The 21,488-nt window shown below is 57.4% G+C and carries 17 protein-coding genes and 1 tRNA gene; 10 read left to right on the top strand and 8 right to left on the bottom strand.

Annotated elements, in window-relative coordinates; translation table 11 throughout:
- Window positions 1–6 precede the first annotated feature (6 nt).
- From GOV53_RS02525 to aspT (GOV53_RS02510), 4 genes are all read left to right on the top strand, one after another.
- The gene (locus GOV53_RS02525; RefSeq protein ID WP_170464056.1) at window positions 7–1,041 is read left to right on the top strand and encodes a cysteine synthase A; all 1,035 of its coding nucleotides are present in this window, start codon (window positions 7–9) and stop codon (window positions 1,039–1,041) included.
- Window positions 1,041–3,470, top strand: coding sequence for a DUF3772 domain-containing protein (locus tag GOV53_RS02520; protein WP_170464054.1), 2,430 nt, complete (start codon window positions 1,041–1,043; stop codon window positions 3,468–3,470). Before GOV53_RS02525 ends, GOV53_RS02520 begins: the two co-directional genes overlap by 1 nt.
- A gap of 90 nt (window positions 3,471–3,560) precedes the next feature.
- A tRNA-Ser gene (locus GOV53_RS02515) sits at window positions 3,561–3,650 on the top strand.
- A 226-nt stretch (window positions 3,651–3,876) separates the two neighbouring features.
- Window positions 3,877–5,577, top strand: coding sequence for an aspartate-alanine antiporter (gene aspT, locus GOV53_RS02510; protein ID WP_170464053.1), 1,701 nt, complete (start codon window positions 3,877–3,879; stop codon window positions 5,575–5,577).
- A 3-nt stretch (window positions 5,578–5,580) separates the two neighbouring features.
- Here aspT (GOV53_RS02510) and aspT (GOV53_RS02505) read toward each other — a convergent pair whose 3' ends face one another.
- The 3 genes from aspT (GOV53_RS02505) to GOV53_RS02495 all read right to left on the bottom strand — a co-directional run bounded on the left by aspT (GOV53_RS02505) (window position 5,581) and on the right by GOV53_RS02495 (window position 10,144).
- Entirely contained in the window at window positions 5,581–7,254 is a 1,674-nt protein-coding gene (gene aspT / locus GOV53_RS02505) for an aspartate-alanine antiporter (RefSeq protein ID WP_170464051.1), read from the bottom strand.
- A gap of 29 nt (window positions 7,255–7,283) precedes the next feature.
- On the bottom strand, window positions 7,284–8,915 hold the full coding sequence (locus GOV53_RS02500) for a bifunctional aspartate transaminase/aspartate 4-decarboxylase (RefSeq protein WP_170464049.1): 1,632 nt from the start codon (window positions 8,913–8,915) through the stop codon (window positions 7,284–7,286).
- Between the two features lie 152 nt (window positions 8,916–9,067).
- The gene (locus GOV53_RS02495; protein ID WP_170464046.1) at window positions 9,068–10,144 is read right to left on the bottom strand and encodes an AbrB family transcriptional regulator; all 1,077 of its coding nucleotides are present in this window, start codon (window positions 10,142–10,144) and stop codon (window positions 9,068–9,070) included.
- Between the two features lie 248 nt (window positions 10,145–10,392).
- Between GOV53_RS02495 and GOV53_RS02490 the strand changes: the two genes are divergently transcribed.
- A complete protein-coding gene (locus tag GOV53_RS02490; protein ID WP_170464044.1) occupies window positions 10,393–10,998 on the top strand; it encodes a YrbL family protein in 606 nt (201 codons plus the stop codon).
- Window positions 10,999–11,071: 73 nt separating this feature from the next.
- Window positions 11,072–12,076, top strand: a complete 1,005-nt coding sequence (locus GOV53_RS02485) for a GlxA family transcriptional regulator (protein WP_170464042.1) — start codon at window positions 11,072–11,074, stop codon at window positions 12,074–12,076.
- Window positions 12,077–12,084: 8 nt separating this feature from the next.
- On the opposite strand, the gene GOV53_RS02480 is transcribed toward GOV53_RS02485, so the two are convergent.
- The 5 genes from GOV53_RS02480 to GOV53_RS02460 form a co-directional block, all read right to left on the bottom strand.
- Window positions 12,085–12,645, bottom strand: coding sequence for a sarcosine oxidase subunit gamma (locus tag GOV53_RS02480; RefSeq protein WP_170464040.1), 561 nt, complete (start codon window positions 12,643–12,645; stop codon window positions 12,085–12,087).
- Window positions 12,638–15,583, bottom strand: coding sequence for a sarcosine oxidase subunit alpha family protein (locus tag GOV53_RS02475; protein ID WP_170464038.1), 2,946 nt, complete (start codon window positions 15,581–15,583; stop codon window positions 12,638–12,640). Before GOV53_RS02475 ends, GOV53_RS02480 begins: the two co-directional genes overlap by 8 nt.
- Window positions 15,580–15,867: a sarcosine oxidase subunit delta gene (locus GOV53_RS02470; RefSeq protein ID WP_170464036.1), complete on the bottom strand. Its 288-nt coding sequence runs from the start codon at window positions 15,865–15,867 to the stop codon at window positions 15,580–15,582. Before GOV53_RS02470 ends, GOV53_RS02475 begins: the two co-directional genes overlap by 4 nt.
- 13 nt (window positions 15,868–15,880) lie before the next feature.
- Complete coding sequence (locus GOV53_RS02465) at window positions 15,881–17,131, bottom strand: sarcosine oxidase subunit beta family protein (RefSeq protein ID WP_170464035.1); 1,251 nt, start codon at window positions 17,129–17,131, stop codon at window positions 15,881–15,883.
- Between the two features lie 77 nt (window positions 17,132–17,208).
- Window positions 17,209–18,072, bottom strand: coding sequence for a LysR family transcriptional regulator (locus tag GOV53_RS02460; RefSeq protein ID WP_170464033.1), 864 nt, complete (start codon window positions 18,070–18,072; stop codon window positions 17,209–17,211).
- A 107-nt stretch (window positions 18,073–18,179) separates the two neighbouring features.
- Between GOV53_RS02460 and GOV53_RS02455 the strand changes: the two genes are divergently transcribed.
- Genes GOV53_RS02455 through GOV53_RS02440 form a run of 4 tightly spaced genes read left to right on the top strand, consistent with a single transcriptional unit; the run spans window position 18,180 to window position 21,482 of the window.
- The gene (locus GOV53_RS02455; RefSeq protein WP_170464031.1) at window positions 18,180–18,779 is read left to right on the top strand and encodes an amino acid synthesis family protein; all 600 of its coding nucleotides are present in this window, start codon (window positions 18,180–18,182) and stop codon (window positions 18,777–18,779) included.
- On the top strand, window positions 18,751–19,530 hold the full coding sequence (locus GOV53_RS02450; protein ID WP_170464029.1) for an alpha/beta fold hydrolase: 780 nt from the start codon (window positions 18,751–18,753) through the stop codon (window positions 19,528–19,530). The genes GOV53_RS02455 and GOV53_RS02450 overlap by 29 nt, the downstream gene beginning before the upstream one ends.
- Window positions 19,527–20,435, top strand: a complete 909-nt coding sequence (locus GOV53_RS02445) for a flavin reductase family protein (RefSeq protein ID WP_170464028.1) — start codon at window positions 19,527–19,529, stop codon at window positions 20,433–20,435. Before GOV53_RS02450 ends, GOV53_RS02445 begins: the two co-directional genes overlap by 4 nt.
- 12 nt (window positions 20,436–20,447) lie before the next feature.
- Complete coding sequence (locus GOV53_RS02440) at window positions 20,448–21,482, top strand: LLM class flavin-dependent oxidoreductase (RefSeq protein WP_170464026.1); 1,035 nt, start codon at window positions 20,448–20,450, stop codon at window positions 21,480–21,482.
- Window positions 21,483–21,488: the final 6 nt, after the last annotated feature.

Genomic DNA, 21,488 nt, shown 5'->3' with positions numbered 1-21,488 from the left:
GGCGCCATGCGCATTGCACGAGACCTTGCCGACGCAGTCGGAAAAACCCCGTTGATCCGCCTGCGTCGCATCAGTGAAGAGACCGGGTGCGAGATTCTCGGCAAGGCCGAATTCATGAACCCCGGCCAATCGGTCAAGGATCGCGCGGCGCTGTACATTATCAAGGATGCTATCGCGCGCGGCGACCTGAAGCCGGGCGGTACAATTGTCGAAGGTACAGCAGGCAACACTGGCATCGGTCTGGCGCTGGTCGGCGCGTCCATGGGCTTCAAGACTGTCATCGTTATTCCGGAAACGCAGTCCGAAGAGAAAAAGGACATGCTGCGGTTGGCCGGAGCTCAGCTGGTACAGGTACCGGCGGCGCCTTACCGCAACCCCAACAACTTTGTGCACTACTCGCGTCGTCTGGCCGAGGAACTGGCGCAGACCGAGCCCAATGGCGCGATCTGGGCAAACCAATTCGACAACGTGGCCAACCGGCAGGCGCATGTGGAAACGACCGGCCCCGAAATCTGGGAGCAGACCGACGGCAAGGTCGATGGTTTCGTCTGTGCCGTAGGCTCGGGCGGCACATTGGCCGGTGTCGCTGAGGCGCTGCAGCCCAAGGGCGTCAAAATCGGTCTGGTCGATCCGATGGGGGCAGGGCTGTATTCGTACTACACCACTGGCGAAATCGCGATGGAGGGAGGCTCGATCGCGGAAGGTATCGGTCAGGTGCGCATCACCAAGAACCTCGAAGGGTTCAAACCGGATTTTGCCTATCAGATGTCGTACAACGAGGCGCTGCCCTACATCTTCAACCTGCTGCGCGAAGAAGGTCTGGTCATGGGCGGTTCGACAGCGATCAACATGGCGGGCGCGGTGCGTCTGGCCAAGGACCTTGGCCCGGGCCACACCATTGTCACCATCCTGTGTGACTACGGCACCCGTTATCAGTCCAAACTGTTCAACCCTGAGTTCCTGCGCGAAAAAGAATTGCCGGTTCCAGATTGGATGACCGAAGCACCGCGCAGCATCCCCGGCGTGTTCGAGGACGTATGATGCTGCGGCAGGTCCGCCTGTTCCTAACCCTTTTTGCGGTTTGTTTCGTGTTGTTGGGCGGCCCTGCTGCTGCGCAGTTGAACGATCGCCAAAGTGAGTACTATCAGGGATGGGTCAAAACGGCGGACCGGGCCGAAACGGTTATTGAGGCCAATCGGGCCTCAAACGCCTCGCTCGAAAACCTGCGAGCAGAGATCAACGACTATCGGGATGATTTCAACCGCGCACGCGGGGCCAACACCGAACGCATTCAAACGTTAGAGAACCAGATCAAGGCGCTTGGGCCCGCGCCCGAAGGCGATGCAACCGAACCAGAGGACATCGCCACACTTCGAAAGCACTTGAACGAGCAGCTTAACAGTTTGCGTGTTCCGCAGATCATCTCGGAAGAGGCATTCAGCCGTGCAAACGGTTTGATCTTTGAAATCGATAAGCTGATCCGCGACCGTCAAGCAAAAGAGCTGTTGGAACGTGGCCCGTCGCCCTTGAACCCTGCCCATTGGGGACCAGCCTGGGTCGACGTGAATGAAGCCGCGCAGGCGTTGTTCAATGAAGCCCGGCGCAACCTAAGAACTGACGTTGTTCACGAACGTTTGCGTACCCGAGGTTTGGGTATTCTGGCTTTGGTGGTCGTTGCCGGTATCCTTCTGTTCTATGGCAAACGTTGGTCCGAAGCGGCTGGCGAGCGCATGCGTTCTCTGGGAGGGCAGGGCAGCGGTGTCTGGGCGTTTCTGACGTCACTTCTGCGTATTATTCTTCCCTGGATCGGTGTGTGGATTCTGGTACAGGCCGTTGTGATGACCGGGGTCCTTGGGCTGCGTGGAACGCTGCTGATGGAGAACGTGCCGTATTGGGCCGCGATCATATTGTACTACGACTGGATCGGCCGACAGGTTTATGTGCTGCAAGAGGCGCAGGGTTTCCAAAAGCTCTCACGGCAAAAAGTTACCGAGCTGCGCGTCTATCTGGACCTTCTTGCGGCGTTTCTGATCCTGCATGAATTGGTGAACCTGTTCGAGCAGATCGAAAATATCTCGGACGCAACACGCGCCGTTGTTGCCTTTCCGGTCATCGTCGCCACCGCACTGGTGTTGCTGCGGGTCCGCCGGGTTCGCAGTGTCGATGTGCCGGTCGATGCTGATGAGCCTTCGGCCACGGCGCGCGCTGCCGGGTTCAGCCAGTTGGTCGAGTTCATTCGGCGGGCGCTGTTCCTGCTGGGCATCGCCAGTCCGATCCTGGCCATTCTTGGGTACACCAACGCCGCGGAAGCCATTGTTTTCCCCGCCGTACGTTCGCTGGTTCTGATTGCTGCTCTGGTTATCGTTCAGCGATTCCTGACGTCTGTTTACGGTTGGATCAGCGGACAGGGCGACAAAGCAAAAGACTCGCTGTTTGCAGTACTTATTGGGTTTGCGATGGCCATTCTGGCCATGCCGGTCCTGGCCCTTTACTGGGGCGCGCGTGAAACCGACCTGCAAGAGGTCTGGTCGCGCCTGCTGCAAGGGTTCGATATTGGCGGGGTCACAATCTCCCCTAGCAACTTTTTCACCTTCCTCGTCATCTTTGCCGTTGGTTATGGCCTGACGCGAATGTTGCAAAGCGGGCTGCGCAACTCTCTGCTGCCTAAAACCAGCATTGATCCGGGCGGGCAGAACGCGATTGTGTCGGGCACTGGCTATGTTGGGATTTTCCTTGCTGCTCTGATCGCGATCACTATCGCCGGGTTCAACCTCTCATCACTGGCGATTGTCGCGGGCGCTCTGTCAGTCGGGATCGGCTTCGGTTTGCAGACGATCGTGTCCAACTTTGTGTCGGGCATTATTCTTTTGGTCGAGCGCCCGATCTCAAAAGGTGACTGGATCGACGTGAATGGGATGATGGGCTACGTGCGCGACATTTCCGTCCGGTCCACACGGATTGAGACTTTTGACCGAACAGATGTGATCGTTCCGAACTCGGACCTGATCAGCGGAGTGGTCACAAACTATACCCGCGGCAATACAATTGGTCGCGTGATTGTTCCGGTGGGCGTCGCATATGGCACAGACACGCGGAAAGTCGAAAAGATCCTGGGCGAAATTGCGAATGCGCATCCGATGGTTCTGGCTGTCCCTGCACCGAGCGTGGTGTTTCAGGGGTTCGGCGCGGACTCGCTCGACTTTGAGATCCGCGCGATTCTGCGGGACGTGAACTGGGTCTTGTCGGTCAAGTCTGACATGAACCATGAAATCAACCGCCGCTTTGTCGAAGAAGGGATCGAAATTCCGTTTGCTCAGCGCGATGTCTGGCTGCGTAATCCCGAGACCTTGCAATCAGGCAAGGGACAACCCGCGATCACCCCGATCGATCCGTCCGAGACTCGGCCGTCAACCGAACCTGTTGAGATGACCGAAGGCGATTTGCCGGATGGTGACGGGGACGAGGTTTAGCGGCCTTAACAGGGCTTTCGATCAGAGGTGAAAATTCGCTCTAATCGGGCCTTGCAAATCCCCCGGCGATAGTCCAAATATCCCGCTCACGGAGAGGTGGCCGAGTGGTCGAAGGCGCACGCCTGGAAAGTGTGTAGGCGGGAAACCGTCTCCAGGGTTCGAATCCCTGTCTCTCCGCCACAATCCCCTTTGTTGCATCAGAGCTATCCCGGAAGGCCGATGCCAGACAGGCTGAATCCACAAACACGGATTCAACTATCGAGCATGTCCAAGATTGACTAAATCAAAAATCTAATTGTTTACTTGTTATTGAAATGCTGAGACATGCCCCGGCTTTTTCCGTCGGGTTCTGATTTTTTCTCTTTTGTCGTGTGGCTTACACGACGAACAGGCAAGGGATTTGAATATGGAACTTCTCGCTGATCAATTGCGGACCTATCCGATCATGGCTTTGTTTTTGTGTTTGGGCCTCGGGTACGGGGTCGGCAAATTCAGGGTCGGGAAGTTCGAACTTGGTGGCATTGCGGGGACGCTGCTTGTCGCCGTGTTCGTGGGTCAGATAGGCGGAATCAACCTCAGTACTGATGTTCAGAATGTTTTCTTTTCGCTGTTCATTTTCATGGTCGGCTATAATGGCGGGCCACAGTTTTTTGCGGCCCTGAACCGAACGGCGCTGACGAAGCTGCTGGCGGCCTTCATGATGACCCTGTGGGGGCTGTTCTTCGTGATTGTCGTCGCCAGATGGGCAGGGCTGGATAAGGGGCTGGCGGCCGGGCTTGCGGCCGGAGGGCTTACGCAGTCGGCTATCATCGGAACCGCCGGGAACGCTATCGATTTGCTTGGGTTGGCAGCTGACGAGGCAGAGAAGCTGAAAACCAACATCGCAGTCGGGTACTCGGTGACGTATATCTTTGGCTCGATTGGCCCAATTCTGGCGGTCAGTGTTATTCCGATCATCATGAAATGGAACCTTCGGGAAGAGGCGTTGAAACTTGCCCAAAAACTCAGCGGTGGCGGGCGTAATCTGGAAGAGGGTGAGTTCCTGCCGATGAACCGCTTTGACGCACGGGCTTATCGTGTTCAGGACGGAGCCCAGATCGTCGGTCAGTCGGTCAAAGAGATCGAGGCGGGGTTTGATGAGGACATACTGGTCGAACGTCTTCTGCAGGATGGCGTGGCCGTGGATGCGGCCCCTGATACGAAGGTCAATGCCGGTGATCTGGTTGTTGTTTCAGGCCTCGTTTCCGGGCTGGCCAAGTTCGAAAGCTCGGCCGGAAGCGAGGTCGGAGAAATACCGCCCGAAATGGTCATCGTCGAAGAACGGCGCAATGTTGTTATTACCAACCCCAAACTGGCAGGCAAAACCCTGATCCAACTGCGCGAGGCGATTTCAGCCGATCAGCGTCGTGGCGTCTACATCTCAAAAATCACGCGCATGGGTCATGATGTCCCGGTGTTGCACAACACCCAGATTCATGCGGGTGACGAGGTCAGCATTGTGGGCCACAAGGACGATTTGAACCGGGCCGCCAAGTTTGCTGGCTATGTTCCGCCCTCGGCATCGGTCACGAATTTCATCGCCCTGGGGATTGGCGTTGCCGTGGGGTATCTGGTCGGCGAGATCAGTTTTGTCATAGCGGGAACGAAGGTTGCCCTGGGGTCGGGACTTGGGTGCCTGGTGACTGGCTTGATCATCGGTTACCTGCGGACGCGTCGTCCCAAGATCGGAGGCATCAACCGCGGTGCGGCCAACTTCTTGCAGAGCTTTGGCTTGGCGGTCTTTGTCGGAGTGGTCGGCCTGAATGCCGGACAGCCCGCGCTGCAGGCTATTCAGGAATACGGGATCACCTTGCTGCTTCTTGGCGTTGTCGTGACACTGATGCCGATGATCGTCCAGTTTCCGATCAATTACATCGCGCTGCGCATTCGCAATCCGATTGAGGCTTGTGCCGTCGTGACGGGGTCACGGTCGGGCAATCCAGGCTTTGCAACATTGTTGGAAAAGGCGGGGAACTCGACCCCGACGCCTGCGTTCACGATGACCTACGCTGTCGCAAACATCTTCCTGACGCTTTGGGGGCCGCTGGTCGTGGCTTTTGTCCCGTAAGGGTCAGATCAACAGTATAACGATGACAGAGCCCCATAGGGCTAACAACACGTTGCCGACAGCGTAACCCAACCCATAGCCAAGCGTGGGCACCTGGCTTTGCGCGGCTTCCTGAACGGCCGCCAGGGCGGGGGCAGAGGTTCCCGCTCCACAACAGGTTCCGGCCAGAACGCCTTCGTTGATCTTGAAGACTTTGCGACCGACAAAAATGGCCGTTCCATGGGCCAAAATGACGATGGCCAATGATCCGATAATCAGGGACGGCCCACTTTCCAGCACACCGGTGACGAAACTTGTCCCTGACGTGATCCCGACGCAGGCCACGAAGACGCACAAGCCGACCGAGTCGAATATCCATAGCGTTGCCTCGGGCACAAATCCGAATGTCCTGCGTACAGAGCGCAGCCAGCCCGCAACCAGACCGCCCAATAGAACACCGACCGATGTTCCGAGGCCCAGTTCGATTGCACCGTACTTCAGCGCCGGGATGCCAATCAGTCCGCCGAGCAAAATGAAGAATGCGACAAAGACCATGTCGGTCTTGCTTGTTGCCCGGTCCAGATAGCCCAGCGCAGCAGCGGCGTCTTCGATATGGCTTCGGGTGCCAGAGACGGTCACCACGTCGCCTTTATGCAAAGTCACACCGCGGAAGATTGGCAACCGTTCGCCACTGCGCATGATACCGCGCAGAAAGACCGTGCGGGCCTCGGGCCGGGTCGATAATTCGCCCAGTGTTTGATTAACAACCGCGTTGTTGGTGACAACGATATCTTCGGTTTCAACCGGCAGATCCAGCAATTCGGGGTCTTCGACCTCTTCTCCGATCTGGTCCGAGTGGTCGATCAAAAATGAGCGCATCCCGGCAATGGCGGCTATGTCCCCATCTTTCAGAACCATCTCCCGAGAGGTCTGCAGGATTTTGTCGTCACGCCGCACCCTGTCGATGTAGGCCCGGACATGCCTGGGCACCCGGGCTTCGACTTCGGCAACAGTATGACCCGCGAATTCATGGGCAATGCGGTATGCCCGCGCCTCAAAGTCTCGATGCTGCGGCACCATGGGGGCCGAGTCATCGTCCAGCTTTGCCTCGTATTCTGCACAGGCTTCTTGCAAAGACCGGCCATAGAACCGCGGCGCAAGCTGCGTGTGAAAGAAGATCGTCGCGATGACGCCGACAAAATAGGCAACTGCAAACCCAGTCGCGATTTCGGCGTCAAAAATCTCCTGGGCCGTTTCATCCGCTCCGGTTTTGGCAAAAGCATCGATTGCAACACCAAGCGTGGCGCTTTCCGTTGCACCGCCTGCCAAAAGCCCGGCAGCTATTCCCACCGAAAGACCCATCAAAGGTGCCAGCAGAACTGCAACCAACAATGCCACGACGCAAAGCAGCGCGGTGACGGCGATCTGGGGAAGCGCGCTTAGATTTAGCGACCGGAAGAACTGTGGCCCGGTTCTGTACCCAATCGAAAAGAGGAACAGTAAGAAGAACGCCTGTTTGAGGTCATCGGACACGACCACCCCTGTCTGGCCGACAAGGACGCCGGCCAGAAGACAGCCCGCCACCGATCCGACGGTGAACGAGCCTATGGTGATTTTTCCAATCGAATAGCCAAGGGCAAGGCTGCAAAACAACGCCAGTTCCGGGTGATCGATAAAGATCGAGCCGATCAGTTCCATAAAGCCGTGCCCTTTGACTGCAGTTGTTCTCAGCCGTGCAAGGGCAGCCCTTTTGAGGCGCGATAGGCTTGCACATATCCCGTGGCGACGGCGCGAACAGCCCGACCGATCTGCCGATAGGCGCTGTCATCCAGATTGGCAAAGGATACCCGAGCGGACCAATTCGGCGCATCGAACCCCGATCCGTTCAGCAACACGATCCCGTGGTCCTGCGCCAGTTTGAACGAGATATCCAGCGGATGGACGTTTTCCTTGATCCATTCCACCACATCTTCGCCGACGTATTTCCGCAGCCAGAATTCAAAGTCGATGATGCCATAGTACTTGTCGAACAGCGGATTGTCCGGCACCTCAATCCCCAGACCTTCGACCAATTCGTCAAAACGATGCTTGAGGATACCCCAGCAGAACGCCTGATAGTGTTTCTCTTCATCCATCAACTCGACCAGCGAGAACAGCGTCATCATCACCTGTTGCGGCACCGAAAGGCCTGCCGTGTGGTTCAAGGCCACATCGCGGCTATCAGCCACGATCCGGTCGATGAACTTGAACGAGGACGGGTCGGGTGTCAGCGTCTCGTACCGGGCATTCACGACGGCTTTGACGTCCTCGGAGGCCTCGGCAATCATCTTGTCAAAGATGTTGTTCTGAGACACCAGAATCGCACCCAACCGCCAGCCTGTGCAGCCGAAGTACTTTGAGTATGAATAAACGCCGATGGTGTTCTCGGGCAGGTGGCCCATTACGGACTCAAAGTTCGGAACGAAAGTTCCGTAAACGTCGTCTGTCAGGATAATCAGATCAGGACGGCGCGTTTTTACGAATTCGACCAATCGCACCATCACTTCGGGGCTAATTGCAACCGAGGACGGGTTGCCCGGGTTGACCAGAAACAGCGCCTTGACCTTTGGGTCGGCCAGTTGCTCTAGATCGTCGTCGGTAAGCTGGAAATGGTCTTCTTCTTCCGATGAGACATCCACAACATTCAGCCCGTAATCCTCAAGCACAGGCATTTCGAGGTAAGGCGTGAAGATCGGAGTGCCCAGGGCGATTGTGTCACCGGCATTGAGCAGCCTCTGGTTTTTGAGCGCTTTGAAGATATAACACATCGCCGCAGTTCCGCCTTCGACCGCGTAGATGTCGAACTTGGCGTCGGGCCTGTGCCCCGAGCACATGGCCCACATCACGTATTCATGGACGATCGCCTCGTTGTGCTGCAGGCAGCGGTCAGGTATTGGATAATGGTCGCCGATGATGCCGTCGGTCAGTTCCAGTACGAAATCGTCAGGTGTGAAGCCGAACTTTTCAATTGCGAAATCGACCACGGCGGTCAGCGTGTCCGCGCCCGGAGGGCCGTTCCTGTCTTGCGATGCCTGGCAATAGGCCTTGAGCCGGTCGTAGCAGCCCGGTCCCTGTGGCATGCCCGCCAGGCCGACCTCGGGTTCATTGCGATGCCGCTGCGCCTCTGTCATGGCGAACTGGCCAAGCAGGAAAAACGCCTCACGTGCTTTGGTGGCGATCCAGTTGGGGTTGCCGCGCCCTGCGTTCAGATAGGGCAGTGCCATCTGGCGCGACTCTTTTTGCGCCAGTTTGATGAGTTCGTCTTTGATTTGAAATGGGCTGAGATTTTCGAACTTGTGAAGATCAAGTGTGTCAGACATCGCGTCACATCCATGATTTAAAGATCGGAATAAAGTGATTTGATACTAAGGACCTGCGCCTTCGCCTGTAAACAAAAAGGATTGATCGGTCCGCCGGGTCTTCAACTGGAAAGAGTGAAGGCCAACCAGCCAGAAACACTGGAGGCTTACGCCTACTTCCCCGATCTTGACCAGCGCACAAGAAGGCTGGCCGCAATTGGTGCGCCAATGATTACCACGACGATCCGAGTCAGGTGGTGCGTGACCACGTATCCCAGATCTGCGCCTGACACGATGGCCAGCACCGTCATCTCAGCCTGACCGCCCGGAGCAAAGGCCAGGAACGCTTCGACCGGTTGGCCCAACCCTATTGCCGTGACAACGAATGTGAAAGCTGCGGCCAGAACGGCTAGTAGGATTACGTAGGTGAATCCTGCTGCCACAACGCGCCGGAGCTCCGACCAGGTGACGCCTACGAATTTTACGCCAATCCCACAGCCGATGAAGAACTGCGCGAACAAGATCGCCTCGCGCGGGGGGCGCGTATGGATAAAATCCCCGAGTGACAGCGCCGCGGTCAGGATCAATGGCCCAAGGATGGAGGCGCCGAACAAGCCGATCTTCTCTCCGCCCTTCCAGCCAATGAAAGCCGCAATGACCATAAGGATCAGTTCGTGCGGGGGCAGGGCCGAGGCAGGTTCGCCTAACGGATTGGTCAACTCGGCTCCGTAAAACACCGTCAGGAAGATGGGCGCCAACGTGACAATGATCAGAACCCGCGTCCCGTGTACCAATGACAGCACGCGCGGATTTGCACCGGCCTCTGTGCCAAAGATGACCATGTCCTGAAAGCCACCGGGCATTGCCGCGTAGAACGCAGTTTTGTCGTCAAATCCCCAGAACTTGCGGAAGAACGGGACGCCGACCAGCGCGATCAGTAGGATAAAGACCGGGACCAGCAAGAGCGATGTCGCCATCTTGGGCAGTTCGGCAAACAGGCTGGGCGTAATGGATGCGCCAACGGCGACGCCAAGGATCGTTCTGGCCGCAACCGAGACCTGACCGAAATCCCGTATCGGTGCATGCGCTAGAGCCGCGATAAGACAGGCCGACATGGGGCCGAACAGGAAAGGCAGCGGTAGGTTCAAAAACCAGAACACCGCAGTGCCCAATCCGGCAATCAGAAGCGTGTTCAGTTTCTGAAACACCGCTGGATAATGTGGATTTGCAGAGAGCAAATTGGATTCCATCTGGGTTAAGCTCGTTCTGTATGCAATTGTATACATTTAGGTGCAAAGTGCAAGATCAGGGCCGAAGAATGGGATTTTAACTAACATTGGTATTTTCGTTGAACGCTCAAAACACGGTATGTTGCCTTGGTTTGAATTCGTTTGTCCCGATAACCCCTTGAATATGACCCCAAACAACATGTAGCGTCACTAGCCTGAAACGTAACGCAATATTCTGCAATTTGCTGGGCGAAGGGTAGACCTCAAGAATGATTGAACTGAAAAATATTGAGCCTCTGTGCAGCAGCCGCAATTATAAGATATTTCAGCATCCGCTCGATAAGTTGTCCATATTAAAGGTGCGGGTGGACAAACCTGTCCGCAATCACTTGATCCCACGCTATGCAGAGCGCCGCTATGGCAACCTTCGCCAGTGGAACCGCGAAGCTAACGAATACCTTGCTGCACTCAATCGCAACGTCCCGGAAATTGAACGTTTGGCGCAATTTAAAGGTTTTGCAGTAACCACGCTTGGGCCTGCTTTGGTTGTGGAAAAACTGACTGGGCCGGATGGTCAGCTTGCCCCGACCCTAGAAACCGAGCGGGTTGCGGCCATTGGCAACTTGCACAAGTCCAAAGAACTGCGTGATGAGTTAATGGAACTTTTGGACGAACTTGAACGCGGCAGAATCATTGTTGGCGATTTGACCTTTGATAACGTTGTGCGTGCCGAAGAACGTGGCGGAAAACTAGCGATCATTGACGGTTTGGGTGAGCGCGTTCTGATTCCGCTGACCCTGCTCTCGGACTGGGCATTCCGCCAGTCGATTAAACGCCGGCGAAAGCGTATGGCGCTAGGTTTCGGGTTGGGATAACTGAGCACGCGGCGCAACGGGTATTGTTATAGTTGTATTGGTTCTGATGAGGGACTCTTTTTAGGACGGCTTAATGCGCAAGGAAGACAAAATCGAAATAGGTTTTTTGCTGTTTGACGGCTTTCCAATGGCCTGTCTGACCTCGGTGATCGAGCCGTTGCGGGCGGCCAATGAAATTGCCGGGCAAGAGGCGTTCAGTTGGTCCTTGCTGTCCGAGCATGGCCAAAAGGTAAAATCCAGCGCCGGGGTCCGGTTTGAAGCTGAGCGGTCGCTGACCGAATGCAGGGGCATCGACATCCTTTTTCTACTCAGCAGTCCAACATCGGGGTTTGATGATGCAACCTTGGGCAACGGTGCTCTGCGAAACCTTGGGCGTCACGGTTCTGTGCTGGGTGGGATCAGCGGTGGAGTTTTTCCGTTAGTGCGGTCCGGTGTGATGGGAGGGCAGCCCGTTTCGGTCCACTGGTGCTATGAAGCTGCGTTTTTGGCTGAGTTTCCTGAAGTTGACGCTCGTAGTGAGGTGATCGTCAAGACCTCGACGCGCTACACTGCAGCCGGCGCGGCGGCAGGGTTCGACCTGGCCCTGCATCTGATCGAGGACCGGTTGGGCGGTGATGTCGCTCATGAGGTCGCTTGCTGGTTTCAGCACCCGATGATGCGCGGGGCAGGAGTGCGTCAACAGGTTCCGACCGCGACCATGCCGGATACGGGCGACAGTCTTCCGCCACTGGTGTCACGCTGCGTCGACCTGTTTGCCGGGAATATGAGCGAGCCGATTTCGATTGCGGAAGTGGCCGAGAAGATTGGCGTCACACCGCGTCAGGTAGAGCGTGCGTTCAAGCAGGCGACGGGGCAAAGCCCCAGCCATTATTACCGGGCCATGCGGATGAAGGCGGCGCGGCAGATGGTTGTTTATACAAAAGACCCGATCGCAGAGATTGCCGCGGCCATAGGATACGGATCCGTCGCGCCATTGGTCACGCACTATCGGTCAGCCTTTGGGTTAAGCCCCAGCGAAGATCGACGCAGAATCAATCGATTCCGCGTCGAAGACAATGCGCCCTTGCCGTCGGTCTGAGGCGGGGCCTAAAGCGCCGACCGCATTGCTGTGACAATTGCATGGTGCAGTGAGCCTGCCGAAGATCGCGGGCCGTAGATGCTGAACTCTTCCGGTGACCGGCACAGGACAAAGCAGCCGACATGGTGGATCGAACAGCACGCGACGCTGCCCGCGCTGATCTTGCGCAGATCGAGGATACACAAAAGCTCTAACACGGACGCCAATGGGTCGCCTGTAAGGTCAAACCGGGTCCATGCGTCCGTCTGCTCGGTTACCGAGGCGCTGTCGCCCATGGCTGAATTGACTTGATCGGCAAGATCTTCGTGGCTCTCGAAAGGTGCCTCGATCATCCATTGATCCGGGGTAGACCAGAAGGCGGCGATTGTCCCCCCGGCATGTTGTCCAACATCAGGCGCAGAAGCATCGATCAGTTTGGCCAGGGCCTTCTGAGCCTTGGCTTCCTGTCCCAGACGCGCCGCGACGGACGCAAGCGCAACGGCGGGATTTTCCGTGCAGGTGACCCCGGCAACAGTGTCGACACGCGGCGTTGTCCCGCCCAAAGCGGTTATTGCAATTAGATCATGCACGCAGACGCTCTCCTTCAGGGTCAACGAAATGGGCCGACACGATTTCGACCTCGACGGTCAAATCGGTCAGGGGAGACACAAGCCTCATTTTCTCACCCAACCGATTTGCGCCGTCCTTCAAAAGTGCCAGCCCGATATTGCTGTTCAGAATGGGTGAGTACGCAGCCGAGGTGGCGTAGCCTTGGTCATTTGCCGCATCGACCGGACCGGCGGCGTTCATCAGATGACCGCCGGGGGTGATTTTGTCTTCCGGGGATACGGGTTTCAGGCCCACCAGCCGCAAAACGTCCGGTTCCACCAAAGCCTCGCGTTCAGACAGGATCGAGCCGATACTGTCCTTCTTCTTGGACACCATCTTGCCCATGCCCAGATTCAGCGCCGTGGTGGTCCCGTTCAGTTCGTTGCCTGCCGCGTGGCCCTTTTCGATCCGCATCACGCCCAGCGCTTCGGTACCATAGGGAACAACATCAAACTCTTCTCCTTCGGACATCAAGCGCCGCATCAGGGCGTCGCCATACCGCGCGGGAACGGCGATTTCGAACGCCAGCTCGCCTGAGAAGGAGATGCGGAACAACCGTGCGCGCAGCCCGCCGCAAACGGTGATGTTTCCGCAGGCCATGAATGGGAAAGCCTCGTTCGAGATGTCGAACTCGGGGTCGACGATCTTTTGCAGAAGCTTGCGCGAGTTTGGCCCGGCAACCGCATATTGCGCCCACGAATCGGTGGTCGAGATCAGCTGTACGTCCATATCCGGGAACAGGCATTGGCGCACGAATTCCATGTGTCGATAGACACTTACGGCATTGGCTGTGGTGGTTGTGACGACAAAATGATCCTCGGCCATACGTGCGGCAGTGCCGTCATCCATCACCATGCCGTCTTCGCGCAGCATCAGGCCATAGCGAGTTTTGCCCACGGCCAGTTTGGCGAAGCCGTTGGCGTAAACGCGGTTCAGGAATTCGGCTGCATCGGTGCCCTGAACATCGATCTTGCCCAGCGTCGTACAATCGCAGACGCCGACCGACGCACGGGTTTGCCGCACCTCTCGATCCACGGACTCCCGCCAATGGGTCTCGCCGGGCAGGGGAAACCACTGCGCGCGCAACCAGTTGCCAGCCTCGACAAACACAGCGCCGCGTTCCTTGGCCCAGTGATGTGATGGCGTCAGGCGGGTCGGGTGGAATTCCTGTCCTTTCATCCGGCCTGCGAAGGTGCTGATCGGAACGGGGGTATATGGCGGACGAAAGATCGTCGTTCCCGTTTCAGGGATCGACTTTCCGGCAACCTCGGCCATGATCGCCAATCCGGTGATGTTCGAGGTTTTGCCCTGATCAGTCGCCATGCCCAGCGTCGTATACCGCTTGAGGTGCTCGACGGAGCGGAACCCTTCCTGGTAGCTCAGCTTGACGTCTTTGACGGTCACATCATTCTGCTGATCTACCCAGGCGCGTTTGCACCCTTCGACATACCAGAACGGTTTCTGTGCAACCGGGGCGTCTTCGGCCTCGGGTAGTTTGGGCGGGGCACCTTTCAGGTCCAATGCCGCCGCAGCACCCTCGGCCCCGGATTGCAGCGCACCAAAGGTCGACATCCGGCCGTTCGCAGCCCCAGCGACGGTCAGACCAACAGGCAGGTTCGAACCGGGTACAAAAGCTGCCAGAGCCTCGTTCCAGACCGGGCGTCCCCGTTGATGACAGGTCAGGTGAACGTTCGGGTTCCAGCCACCGGACACGCCCAGCGCGCCACAATCCAGCGTTCGGGTCGAGCCGTCGGGCAGGGCGACCTCGACGAAGGTCAATCCCAAGCGCCCCTTGGTATCAATGACTTTCGCGCCGCTGAGGACTTCGTAGTCGTAGTTAACCGGAGCATCCTCGCGCACGTCGACAACGGCGCAGATGTGAACACCTTTGGCGTGTAGATCTGCAGCCGTACGGTGACCGTCATCGTTGTTGGTAAAGATCGCGACACGGGATGACGCAGTGACGGCAAACCGGTTGGCATAGGTCCGCAGCGCACTGGCCATCATGACGCCGGGACGGTCGTTGTTCTCGAACGCGATAGGCCGTTCGGTTGCGCCCGCGCAAAGAAGTGCCTTCTTGGTATAGATACGCCACAAGATCTGGCGGGGCTTACCGGCGGGCAGAGAGGGCAGGTGGTCGCCAGTCCGCTCGACCGCGCCGTAGATACCATGATCGAACGCGCCGATGACGGTGGTTCTGGGCATCAGCCGGACGTTGGGTATAGAACTCAGCTCGGCTACGGCCTGCGCGGCCCAATCGCTGGCGTTTTGATCGCCGACCGAGAGTGTCTCGCTGTTCAAACGTCCGCCAAACTGGAAATCCTCGTCGGCCAGAATGACGTCCGCTCCGGCGCGTCCTGCGGTCAGCGCGGCCATCAAACCGGATGGACCCGCGCCAATGATCAGCAGATCGCAGTGGCGGAAACCTTTGTCATATTCGTCCGGATCATCTTCCATCGACAGTGAGCCAAGGCCCGCGGCACGGCGGATGATCGGCTCGTAAACCTTTTCCCAAAAGGCCGCCGGCCACATGAAGGTCTTGTAATAGAACCCGGCAGACAGGAAGTTCGAAAACAGATCGTTCACGCCCAAGGCGTCAAACTTCAGGCTCGGCCAGCGGTTCTGCGAGGTTGCCTCCAGCCCGTCGAACATCTCGATTGTCGTGGCGCGGGTGTTTGGTTCTTTGCGGGCACCTGTGCGCAGCTCGACGATGCCATTCGGTTCCTCCGACCCCGCAGTCAGCAGCCCGCGCGGACGGTGATACTTGAACGACCGCCCGATCAGCCGCACGTCATTTGCCAGCAGCGCCGAGGCCAGCGTATCGCCGGGATGGGCGGTATAGCTGCGATTGTCGAACCGGAAGTTTACAGTGGTGTTGCGGTCGATCTGGCCGCCGCTCAGTCGGTTGCTTTGGGTCATTTGGATCTCCCCCGCGCGCGGGCCACGTCGCGGGCCAGTTCTACCTTGGAAATCTCGTGTGTGGTGGTGTCGCGCGTGACAACCAGCCATGATCGGTCGCCCGCCTCGTGATACCAAAGCTCTCTGTGCTCGCCTGCAAGGTTGTCGCGCAGATAGGCGTAGTCATAGAACGCCTCGGCCGCGTCCTCGGCTTGCCAGTCGGGGCGGTCGATCATGGAGGCGTCGCCCAAATAGGTGAATTCAGCGGCGTCGCGCGGGCCCAAAAGGGGGTGGTTGATAATCATACTCGTGCTCCCCTCAGTGCAGGTTGGGCTGATTGCCCACGCCTTTTTCGTCAATCAGACGACCGGTGCGGAAGCGGTCCAAACGGTAAGCCGTGGCGACGGGATGCGGTTCGTCCTTTGCCAGCAGATGCGCAAAGCAATGGCCAGAGGCCGGGGTCGCCTTGAACCCGCCATAACACCAGCCGCCGTTGAAATAGAGCCCCTCGACCGGAGTGCGGTCGATGATCGGCGAGCCGTCCATCGACATATCCATCACACCGCCCCACATGCGCAGCAGGCGCGCACGACCAATCATCGGCATCAGGGCGATCCCGCCCTCACAAACGTCTTCGACCACAGGCAGATTTCCGCGTTGGGCGTAGGTGTTGTAGCCGTCGATATCGCCGCCAAAGACCAGCCCACCCTTGTCGGACTGGCTGACATAGAAATGCCCGGCCCCAAATGTAATGACGCTGGGCAGGACAGGTTTCAGACCTTCAGACACAAACGCCTGCAATACGTGACTTTCGATGGGCAGACGCATTCCGGCCATCCCCATCACGCGGCCCGAGTTGCCGGCAACCGCGCAGCCGACCTTGTTGGCCCCGATAAAGCCTTTTGAGGTCTCAACGCCCAGACACTTGCCGTTTTCAATGCGCAGGCCCGTGACCTCACAATTCTGGATAATGTCCACGCCGTGGCTGTCGGCGGATCGGGCAAAACCCCAGGCGACCGCGTCATGACGCGCCGTTCCGGCGCGGCGCTGAACCAACCCTCCCTTGATCGGAAAGCGCGCGTCGTCAAAATTCAGATAGGGATGTTCCTTGCGCACCTGATCGGCATCCAGCAGTTCGGCATCCGCGCCGTGCAGGATCATGGCGTTGCCGCGGCGGGTGTAAGCATCACGTTGCGCATCCGAGTGGAACAGGTTGAGGATCCCGCGTTGGCTCATCATCGCGTTGTAGTTCAGGTCTTGCTCAAGACCTTCCCACAGCTTCATCGAGAACTCATAGAACGGTTCGTTCCCATCGAGCATATAGTTCGAGCGGACGATAGTCGTGTTCCGCCCGACATTGCCGCCGCCGATCCAACCCTTTTCGACCACGGCCACATTGCGCTGACCATAGACTTTGGACAGGTAGTGCGCAGTCGCCAGTCCATGACCACCGCCGCCAATGACGATGATGTCGTAATGGGCCTTGGGTTGTGGGTCACGCCAGACCGGTTTCCACCCTTTGTGGCCGGTAAGCGCCTCTTTGATGACTCGAAAGCCGGAATATCGCATGAATCGGACCTTTTTTGCCAGAATTCACTATTTTTTTGCAGGGTGATATCCTCAGATGCGACATCGACATGTCTGAATCAGACCCTTTCGGGTGCTGTTTCAGGTATCAATTGTAAAAACCAAGATACGAATGCATCAACCTCGGGCGTCGTGTCTTGCTTAGCAAGAAAATACCCCTCGGTTGCTGTCGCGGATGCATCGAAAATGCGCTCAACCTGGCCTGAATTCAGGGCGTGTTCAGCGATCAAAGAATTTACAAGTGCCACCCCGCTACCGGTCGAGGCCAATTGCAGAGCCAAGCCATAGGAATCGACGAAAAACGCCGGTGCGTGGATCGCGTGACCTGTGGCTTCGGACCAAGAGGTCCAGTTGTCGGATGTTCCTACGGCTTCGATCAACGGCAGGTCCTTGAATTCTCCGCTCAGGCCGGGAGCCTTAACAGCGATAAGGTGGTTAGGCTTCAAAGGAAGCGCGTCACGCCCGACCTGTTTTTCCGACCCGAACCGAATCTCGACGTTCGCCCGAAGTGCAGAATACTCATCCGGCCAGATTGTACTGACGAAACGCACTGACGTGTTTGGGTGTTGTTCCTGGAACCTGGGCAGGGCCGGAGAGATTACCCACTCAATGACACTAATCGAGGCCGCCACAGTGACGTGTCGCGCGCGTTCTTCGGTCAGATAAGGCGAGGCCGCGTTTTGCAACATCTCAAGTGCGGCTTCGACCTGCGGTAGCAGTTTGCGACCCTCATCCGTCAGCGACAGGCCGCGCGGATGCCGATGAAACAAAACAACACCAAGGCGCGATTCCAGCGATCTGATCTGCTGACTTACAGCGGATTGGGTCAACCCGATTTCATCCGCGGCAGCGGTTGAACTGAGCCTCCGCGCCGCAGCTTCGAAGGATCGGAACCATGTAAGGGGGGGCAGGGTTTTGGGCATCTGCAAGTTACCTAGTAGTGTTGTTTATACCTAAGACCCAACTTCTTTCGTTTGTCAAAGAGCAGGCCGGCAAATGATATTTCCTAAACTCAAGATTGGGGGAAACCGTGCAGCCGAAAATTCGAAAAATAGTGACATTCGATGAGGAAGTTTTTGTCGAAGGGTACCGCAAAGCTGACCGTCCGTGGCGTATGTTCGCTGTGGCGGCGGTTGTCGCCAACCCTTGGGCCGGTCGGTACGTCGCGGACCTGCGTCCGGAAATTCTGGCTTATGGCCCGATCTTGGGCAAAGAACTGTCCAGTCGGGTGATCGCACTTGCCGGAGATGGCAAGGCAATCGAAGCCTATGGAAAAGCCGCAGTTGTGGGATTGGACGGAGAGGTCGAACATGCCTCGGGACTGATCCACACGTTGCACTTCGGGAACATCTTCCGGCAAGCCGTTGGCGCAAAGTCTTACCTGTCGTTCACAAACACCCGGGGTGCCGCCAACGCACCGATCATGGTGCCGCTGATGGACAAGAACGACGTGGGCCGCCGGTCACATTACCTAACGCTGCAATTTGCCATTCCCGATGCTCCGCGTGCCGATGAGATTGTCGTGGTTCTGGGGGGCGCGACCACGGGCCGCCCGCATCACCGTATCGGAGACCGTTATCAGGACTTGAAGGATTTGGGCCATGACGTGGACAACCCGGCCTCGGTCTGACTTCGGCGATCTGGCCGCAATTGAGGCGGGCCAGGGTCCGCTTGTGGTGCTGCTCCACGGAGTTGGGCTGCGGGCCGAAGCCTGGGGCGCGCAGATCGATGCACTGTGCGGGGCCGGGTATCGCGTTTTGTGCCCCGACATGCCCGGGCATGGGGAATCTAAGTTTTGCAATTCCATCGGGTTGGAAGGGTATGCTGGTCTGGTCACGGGCATAATGAACGAACCGGTCGTTCTGGTTGGCCATTCGATGGGCGCATTGATTGCGCTGGATATCGCAGCGTCCGGCCACGAACAGGTGAAAGGTGTGGCGGCGCTGAACGCTGTCTACCGACGTTCGCCGGAAGCCCAAAAGGCTGTGTTGTCACGCGCCGCTGCGTTGGATGAAACGAGAACGAATGACCCGACTGCGACCTTGCAGCGCTGGTTCGGCGGCAATCCGTCGGAGGAATTTGCTGCCTGTTTGCGTTGGCTCCAAGAGGTCAATCCGGCTGCGTACAAGGCGGCTTATACTGTCTTTGCCGAAAGTGATGGGCCAGCCGACACGCAACTGGCGCAAACTAACTGTCCTGCTCTTTTTCTAACGGGCGAGGAAGAGCCCAATTCGACACCCCGGATGTCGCGCGACATGGCCCTTTTGGCACCAAAAGGGCAGGTAGAAGTCATCGCGAATGCGGCGCACATGATGCCCATGACACATCCGTTCGAGGTCAATTCCAGTTTGCTGAGTTTTGTTCGGAGGTGCCTGCCGTGACAGAAATCGATACCCGAGCCCTGCGCGATGCGTTCGGCAGTTTCATGACAGGCGTAACGGTCGTTACGACCCGCGATAAATCCGGAGCGCCAGTTGGATTTACCGCCAACTCTTTCTCGTCCGTGTCCCTAGATCCACCGTTGTTACTTGTGTGTCCCGGCAAATTTTTGTCGAGCCACGACAATTTTGCGGAATGCGAGCATTTCGCCGTGAATATACTGGCAGACGGACAGCAAGACATCTCGAACACTTTTGCGGGTTTCAAAGGCGATCGTTTCGCGAAGGCTGCAAATAGCGAGGGCCATCACGGGTTGCCCTTGATTGATGGCGCATTGGCTCAGTTTTGCTGTGAAACGCATCAGGCAATACCAGCCGGAGATCACACGGTCCTGATCGGTAAGGTCAATGCATTCACTCACGCCAAGGGGAACGGTCTTGGCTACGTGAATGGATCCTATTTCAGCCTTGGCCTAGAACGCGAGATGGACGCCAAAGTGCCAACAGTCTGCGGGGCGATTATCGAGGCCAACGGCAAGGTGCTGCTGGAACGAAACGATGGAGCGCTGCGACCGGTCCAAATCGCCAGCGTCGAACCCGGCGGGCAACGCAACCGACTGGCTGAGGGTTTATCCGGACGCGGCATCAACGCGCAGATCGAACAGGTCTATTCTTCGTTCAACGATATCGAAACGAACCTGCACTACACGTTCTTTCTGGCCTCTTCCGATCGGAACACTCCGACGGATGATGCCGAGTGGATCAGCGTCAGCGACCTGCCTGATCTGACCTATGCCAGCCGGGGTATCCACCACATGATGACCCGCTATGCCGTTGAAGCCCGCGAAGGCGTTTTCGGGCTTTATCTTGGCGACGCCGAACGCGGCGAAATTCACAGTTTTCGGTAAAGGAGCCATTTGATGGAGTTTTCACTGTTTGCCCATGTGGAACGTCTGACGCCGGACCAGCCGCACGATGTGCTGTACGATGAGTTCGTCAGACTGGTGAAAATGGCCGACGATGGGGGAATGCGCGCGGTCTGGACGGGCGAGCATCATGGGATGGAGTTCACAATCGCACCGAACCCTTTTCTTTCGCTGGTCGATCTTTCGCATCACACACGCAACGTGCGGCTGGGGACGGGCACTGTTATCGCTCCGTTTTGGCACCCCATCAAACTTGCAGGCGAGGCAGCCGCAGCGGATCAGATGACAAAGGGGCGCATTGAGCTGGGAGTGGCCCGTGGCGCTTACTCCTTTGAGTACGAACGCCTGATGCCGGGGATGGATGCTTGGGAAGCCGGGCAGAGAATGCGCGAATCTACCCCTTTGTTGCCAAAGATCTGGCAGGGTGATTGTGCCCATGAAGGTGAGTTTTATGCTTTCCCGGCCGCGACTTCAGCGCCGAAACCCTATCAGGATGATGGTCCGCCGATCTGGATTGCGGCGCGTGACCCAAACAGCCATGAGTTCGGGGTCCACAACGGGTTCAATATTCAGGTCACACCGTTGTGGCAGGGTATGGAAGAAATCGAAACCCTTATGGGTCGGTTCAATGATGCGTGCGACAGCTACTCGGGTCCCCGCCCGAAGATCATGCTGCTGCATCACACCTATGTCGGAAAAGACGATGAGGACGTAGCACAGGGCGTGAACGACCTGCGCCGGTACTACAACTATTTCGGCGCGTGGTTCCTGAACAAGCGACCGATCCAACAGGGTCTGATCGAACCGATTTCCGAGACCGAAATGGACGGGAACCCAGTTTATACCAACGAGAAACTGGCGCAGGACTTGACCGTCGGAACCGCTCAGCAGGTGATAGACCGGATCAAACGGTACGAGGATCTGGGCTATGATGAATTCTCGTTCTGGGTCGACAGCGGTATGACCAACGAACGCAAGCGCGCCTCGCTGGCGCGGTTCATCGACGACGTTATGCCGGCATTTCAGTGAGGACCA

The organism is Ruegeria arenilitoris, assembly GCF_013035315.1.
GTDB lineage: Bacteria > Pseudomonadota > Alphaproteobacteria > Rhodobacterales > Rhodobacteraceae > Ruegeria > Ruegeria arenilitoris_D.
The sequence above is the reverse complement of the archived record's forward strand: the minus strand, read 5'-3'. Positions and strand labels throughout refer to the sequence as shown.